We start from the raw sequence: 6,080 nt of genomic DNA, 5'->3' as shown, positions 1-6,080 counted from the left end.
GAATTGCCCCGCACCGGGCAGGTCGATGGCCTGGCCCCGCACCCTGTCGGCGGTCGACTCTGCGTCTTCGATCCGACCTGCCAGCAGAAGGGCTCCAACGTGGCCGTCGGCGACGAGGAATCGCATGTGCGCAGCGCCGAACGAACGGTCGGCAACGGCGTATCCCGCCTCGGCGGCGGCTACGGCGTCGGTCGTTCGTCCCTCGTCACCGGAGGAGATGGCCAGTGCGAACGCCGTCCCCGCCGCGATCGCGTCCGGAAGCTGATCGAGGGCCAGCTCGGCCGACGCCTTCCTGGCCGCGCGCGGTGCGCCCATCGCCGCCCAGTACTGGGTGTTGAAGGCGTCGAGGTAGCTGCGGAACTCGGGCGCCGCGGCATCCGGGATGTCGTCGATGGACTGCTTGGCAGCGGTCGGGTTCGCGAATGGCCAGAGGAGATTGCAGGCCCGCAGATGCAGACGCCGCGCCCGGCCCGCATCGTTCAGGTCGTCGACGTCGATCGCGCGCAGCACGGCGTCGGCTTCCTGGCCCCTGCTGAGCCACGACAGCGCGTGTGCCCTGACGAAACTGGCCTCCGATCCAGCCCCCGCCCGCACCGCGGCCGCGGCCAGGCGCTCGGTCAAGGGCAGATCCGCCAGCCACGCCGCCCCGCGCGCCGCTCTGAGCAGCAGCTCGGGGTCGTGCTCGAGGTCGGACTGGACCATCAGCGTGGCGCGGCGGACGGCGATGCGCATATCGTCTCCGCGGTCGCTCTTCGCGAGCTCGGCGGCGACCAGACCACGTAGCCGCCGCAGCTTCGTCGTCGGTGAGCCCTCCCGGCGCACCTCGCCGTACAGCGGATGCGCCACGCGTGCCTCCATACCGCCGCCGACGGGTTCGAGTGCGATGAGCCCACGACGCTCCGCCTCCTCGACCGCACGCGCGTCGGTGATCCTGAGCAGCGACTGCAGCTCGACCGGCTCGCCGACGGCCAACACGTCGACGACGTCGTTGACGCTGTCGGGCAGGCTGCCCACCTGAGCCTCGATCAATTCGACGAGACCGCGTGGGAGGACCGGCTCGGATATCCACCGCCACGAGGCGCCCTGGCGCGCCAGCCGACCGGAGGCCAACTCCTGCTCCACGATGGTGCGGACGTACAGGGCGTTACCGCCCGTCAACCTCCACAACAGGCCTGCCGCATCGGGGTCGAGGCAGCCACCGAGACTGGCCGCGACGAGCTCCGTCATTCCCGCCCGTGCCAGCGGCTGCACGTCGAGGCGGTCGAACTGGCCGGCCTTCCACAGTTCTTGCGTCGCAGCGGGAATCAGCTCCCCGTCGCGGACCGTCAGCAAGACCTTGGCAGCACCGCGCTGCACGATCTGGTGGATCACGAACGTAGACAGGTCATCCAATAGATGGACGTCGTCGACACCGATTACCGCGGGCTCTCCCGAGGACGTCGACGTGACCGAGTCGACGACGTCACGGACGAGCCGGAGGTTGTCGTGCTCGGCGGATCCCACCCAGCCGGCGAAGGCGCCCAGCGGTACGGCCCGACCCGACGACGTGCCAACGATCCAACGGATCTCTCGTTGATTCGATTCGGCTGCGGTGAGAGCCTCGCGGACGATCCGGCTCTTTCCCACGCCGGCCGGACCGCACAGCACCACTCCCGAAGACGCTGGATCCGAGATCGCGTCCCCGATGAGCCCCAACTCCTCCGACCGTCCGGTCAGAGGCCACCCCAACCCCACCCGCTTAGCGTAGGAGTGGTTCACAACAAGATCAAAGTGATTTACCAGCTAAAACGAAGTCTATGGTGATGCGCATCATGTTCGCTAACAAGTGGTTTGGTAGTGACGGTGCCACGATGTGGACCAGGCTGTGTGCGCCTGGCGATCGTCGCCGACCCCGTCGTCAGCGGCCCGGCCGGGGCGCGGCACCGATGATCGGCTCCGGTCCCGGTGGGAAATACGTTGTGAAGGACGTATTTGGCCAACTCGGTAGCGCTACGCGGCGCGCCGGCCGCAGAACCGGCTACTCGTTCAGCAAACCCGACAATTGCGAATCCCTTTGCGAATGACGCGTAATCCCCTGTGGTGATTCGGCTTCGGAGCAAATTACTTCGCGGATTGACACTCGGGGCGGGGCGATCTCTCGACAGTGGTCGTCCGCGTGACGGCCCAGAAGTTCAGTAACCGACTACTGAATCGTGGCCTCCCCGATCGCCGTAACGATGTAGATCTCCGTAAGCCGGCACCGGACATTGGCCGGCACGATCGTAGGAGGGGGAATGTCCGCTCCAACTGCGACGCCCATCGGGATGCGTTTCCGAGGGTCCGTCGCCACACCACCGACGAGCGTAAGAACCAGGCACGACTTCGGTGCCATCACCCACGTGTTCGCCGCCACGGCGCATCACCTGTTCGCGAGGGCGCCTTCGGAGCATCCGAAGGTGCGACGGGACCACCCGGCGCGGTACGCGTACCTGGAGAACGCGCTCATGGCACGGGAGATGCGGCGTTTGTGAGTGCATCGGCCGTCGGGCGGGGGACCCGACGACGGATCAGGCCACCGCGGCCAGTCGCGTACGTGCCTGCTTCACGCAGTCCGCCCAGCGCAGGGGACCGGGGACGTGCACGGCGGTCTCGCCGGGGAAGGCGCTGGAGATCACCAGGTCGGGTTTCAGCGTGCCCAGCAAGCGGAGGCTGTCCTCGAGCGGACTGGCTTCACTGATCGGCGGTATGTAACCGGCGACCCAATGTCCCTCGGCGCCAAGCATTATCGTGTCACCGGTGAATAGGTAGCTCTGGCCGTTGACGCCGGGAACCAGATAGCTGGTGCTGCCGGGGGAATGACCCGGCGTGGGGATCACCTCGATGCCGCTGCCGTCGACGTGTCTGCTCGCCAGCGGCACGTCGATGTGTGCGTGCCTTCCGATTTCGAGTAGTTCGACCGCGGGCGCGTGGAGCCGCGCGCCGAACCGGCGCTGGACCTCGGCCAGCATCGGTCCCGCCTCGTCGCGGTGGGACAGGTAGTGGTGTGCCACCCCGCCGAGGCTCGCGATGTCGTCGAAGTCGGCGTCCGTCTGGGGTCCGTAGAACAGGACGTTGCCACCCGCCCCGCCGGTCCACAGGTAGGCGTGGGTGGTCAGGCCCGGATGGGGATTGTCGGTGCGCGCTTCCCACAGATCGGCGCGGATGGGTCGCATGGGCTCTCCTCGGTTCGTGGTGCCACCCATGGTCGAACATCAACCATAGTTGAGGTCAAGCGATTTAAGTCAGCTCGCCTTGACGTTCTGGCTCTGCAGGGCGACGGTCGCCGTGCCCGCGGCGGATTGGACGCCGACTCCGCGCCCGGCCACCGTGACCGCGAGTCGCGTACGGTCGCCCCTGAACAGGTCGCGAGAGAACTCACACGGAGTTCCGTTCTGGTCGTAGGTGATTCGGGTGATCAGCAGCAGGGCCGACTGCGGCTTGACGGACAGCACGGAGGCTTCGTCCTGCGTGGCGTTGACGGCTTCGATCCGCTCGTCCGCGCGAGAGGTGACGAGGCCGTAGTCGCTTTCGAGAAGCTCGTAGATCGATCCGCCGAGCTGCTTCTCGAGCAACCCGGGGAAGGCTTCCGCGGGAAACTGCGCGAGCTCCAAGGAGATGGGCGACCCGTCGGCGAGGCGGACGCGCTGGATCTCGACGACGAAGTCTTCGGCGCCGATCTCCAGGGCCTTCTGCGTGATGCGGTCCGGCGCGGTGATCTTCGTCGACAGCACCCGGGTGCCAGCGACGTAGCCCTGGTTCGCGAGGAAGGCGGGCACCCCGACGACGTCGGACAGACTCCGCTGAACCTGTGCATGGCTGATAAAGATGCCACCGGACCGACCGATGGCCCGATGAACCAGGCCCGCCTCCTCCAATGCCGCGAGCATCTGGCGCAGGCTGTTGCGGCTGGTGGAGTAGCGCTCGGCCAGATCGCGTTCGCTACCCAGCTTCGTGCCGGGAACGCCCGCGTTGATGTCGGCAACGATCCGGCGCCGCAGTTCTTCGGTCGCCTTCGGCACTGGCCGCCCCCTCCTCCGATTTGGTGGGTCCAATTCTAGGGGCAGCGATCGCTACTGCTCCGCGATCGCCGCCGGGGATTCGGGGAGGATCTGCCCACCGTCGACGACGAGGGACTGCCCCGTGACGTAGGCAGCCTCATCGGTGGCGAAGAACAGCGCGGCATTGCCGATGTCGGCCACGCTGCCGAGCCGCCCAGCGGGCACTGCGGCGGCCATTTGGTCCATGTACTCCTGGCCCATTTCGACGAGGCCCTCGGTGATGATGTTGCCAGGCAGCACCGCGTTGATGGTGATGTTCTTCGGCGCCAACTCCATCGCCGCGGTGCGCAGGAAGCCGAGTTGCGCCGCCTTGCTGGCGCCGTAGTGCGACCACCCTGGATAGCCGGTGATCGGTCCCGTGATCGACGAGGTGATGACGACCCGGCCGTGCCCGCTGGCCGCCAACGCCGTCAGCGCGGCCTGCACGATGTAGACCGTGCCCTTGAAGTTGACGCCGATGACCTCCTCGATGTTCTCGGGAGTGAGGTCCTCGATGCGAGCCGACGGGAAGACGCCCGCGTTGGCGCAGACGATGTCCAGTGCCCCGTGCCGTTCGACCGCGGTGGCGACCACGCGTCGGCAGTCGTCCTGACTCGTCACGTCGGCGGTCACCCCACTCACCGCGCCGGGGTGGGCGGAAAGGTCGGCGACGGTGGCGTCGATGTCGCCCTGGGTGCGACCGGTGATGAGAACGTCGACGCCCGCGGCGGCGAACGTCTCGGCGATGCCCCGGCCGATGCCCTTGCTTCCTCCGGTGACGATTGCCGAGCGGCCCTGCAGCGAGTTGAACACGTGGTTTCGCCTTTCAGTGGTGAGACTCAGGGGTGGGACTCAGGCCAGACGCAGGCCGTCGAGGGACAGGTACCGCTCCGCGAGTTCGCAGCTGCCCGCGGCGTAGGTGATCGACATCGCCTGGGATTCCTGTGCGTGACCGTGCGAACCCATCCATGCCAGCAGCAACAGCCTGCGGAGCAGCACGAACGAGGGCAGCATGGCCTCGTCGTCGGCGGGCAGCGGCCGGCGCGAGCGGTAGCCCGCCGCCCAGGCGTCCTGCCATTCCGGAACGGCGGGATCGTCCTCGAAGAACGACACGGCGGTGCCGAAATCATAGAAATACCAACCGAACCCGCAATCGTCGAAATCGATGACGGTGATCTTGGAAGGGGCGGCGTCGCTTCCACCCCCGGCCACCAGCAAGTTGGCCAGGCGCAGGTCGGCGTGGACGAGGCCGAAGACGTCCTCGCCGGTACCGTATTCCGCCAGTCGGCGCTTCAGGAGTCCCACGGCGCGGCTCAACACCTCGGATTCGCCGACGCCGACGCCGACCGCATCCTGCCAGCGGCCCCAGCGCGGCTGGTCACCGAGGCTGTGCTGCCAGTCCCAGGAGAAACGGTCGAAGCCGGGCGGGCGGGTCCACGCCCTCGAATGGTCGTGCAGGGCAGCGGTGATCCGGCCCAGTGTGCGGAAGTCCTCGACCGTCAGCGTCGCCTCGTCGGGTTCGGTGCCCGCCACCATCTCGAAGTGCACGACGTGGCGTGAAGTCCCACCCGCCTCGACGGTGACCACACGGCGTCCGTCGCGGGCCGCAACCACGGTCGGCACCGTGACGTCTCCGTCGCGCCGCAGCGCGTCGAGCCAGTCGAGTTCGGACTCGATCTCTCCGGGGCGGTGGTAGTCCTTGCGGTGCACGCGCAGGATCGACTGCGACCCCGTGTGCGGATCCTGCACCGCGTAGGTGGCGTTCTCGGAGAGATTCAGCAGGCGCAGAGTCGAGTCGGGCGGTAAGTCGTACTCCGCAAGGGCGCGTTCGGCGACCTCGACGTCATCGGCCACGAACCCTTCACTCACCAGGACAGCCTGCCCGCGACACCGGTCATTCGCACGTCGACCGCGCAGCCTTCGCCGCCCTGCCCACCGCGGCGGATAGGCGGTCCAGCACGTCGTCGCACAGCTCGTCGCTCAGCAGAAGGCCCGGTTTGAACTGCAGCACACGGGGATCCAGGG

General features: G+C 67.6%; 6 protein-coding genes. 1 reads left to right on the top strand and 5 read right to left on the bottom strand.

Annotated elements, in window-relative coordinates; all coding sequences use genetic code 11:
- The coding region (locus tag ACRDUX_RS10175; RefSeq protein ID WP_526413493.1) for an AAA family ATPase at positions 1 to 1,734 on the bottom strand (1,734 nt) is incomplete at its 3' end.
- Positions 1,735 to 2,273: 539 nt separating this feature from the next.
- On the opposite strand from ACRDUX_RS10175, the gene ACRDUX_RS10170 reads away from it, so the two are divergent.
- Positions 2,274 to 2,510, top strand: coding sequence for a hypothetical protein (locus tag ACRDUX_RS10170; protein ID WP_526413491.1), 237 nt, complete (start codon positions 2,274 to 2,276; stop codon positions 2,508 to 2,510).
- A 36-nt stretch (positions 2,511 to 2,546) separates the two neighbouring features.
- On the opposite strand, the gene ACRDUX_RS10165 is transcribed toward ACRDUX_RS10170, so the two are convergent.
- From ACRDUX_RS10165 to ACRDUX_RS10150, 4 genes are all read right to left on the bottom strand, one after another.
- Complete coding sequence (locus tag ACRDUX_RS10165; protein WP_526413489.1) at positions 2,547 to 3,191, bottom strand: MBL fold metallo-hydrolase; 645 nt, start codon at positions 3,189 to 3,191, stop codon at positions 2,547 to 2,549.
- A gap of 69 nt (positions 3,192 to 3,260) precedes the next feature.
- Positions 3,261 to 4,037 carry a GntR family transcriptional regulator gene (locus tag ACRDUX_RS10160; RefSeq protein ID WP_526413487.1) on the bottom strand — a complete coding sequence of 259 codons (777 nt, stop codon included), beginning with the start codon at positions 4,035 to 4,037 and terminating at the stop codon, positions 3,261 to 3,263.
- A gap of 51 nt (positions 4,038 to 4,088) precedes the next feature.
- Positions 4,089 to 4,868 (bottom strand): 3-oxoacyl-ACP reductase FabG, encoded by a 780-nt coding sequence (gene fabG, locus ACRDUX_RS10155; protein WP_526413485.1) that lies wholly within the window; start codon positions 4,866 to 4,868, stop codon positions 4,089 to 4,091.
- A 39-nt stretch (positions 4,869 to 4,907) separates the two neighbouring features.
- On the bottom strand, positions 4,908 to 5,927 hold the full coding sequence (locus tag ACRDUX_RS10150) for a phosphotransferase enzyme family protein (RefSeq protein WP_526413495.1): 1,020 nt from the start codon (positions 5,925 to 5,927) through the stop codon (positions 4,908 to 4,910).
- Between the last annotated feature and the right edge of the window lie 153 nt (positions 5,928 to 6,080).

The organism is Mycobacterium sp. (assembly GCF_050701675.1).
Taxonomy (GTDB): Bacteria; Actinomycetota; Actinomycetes; order Mycobacteriales; family Mycobacteriaceae; genus Mycobacterium.
The sequence above is the reverse complement of the archived record's forward strand: the minus strand, read 5'-3'. Positions and strand labels throughout refer to the sequence as shown.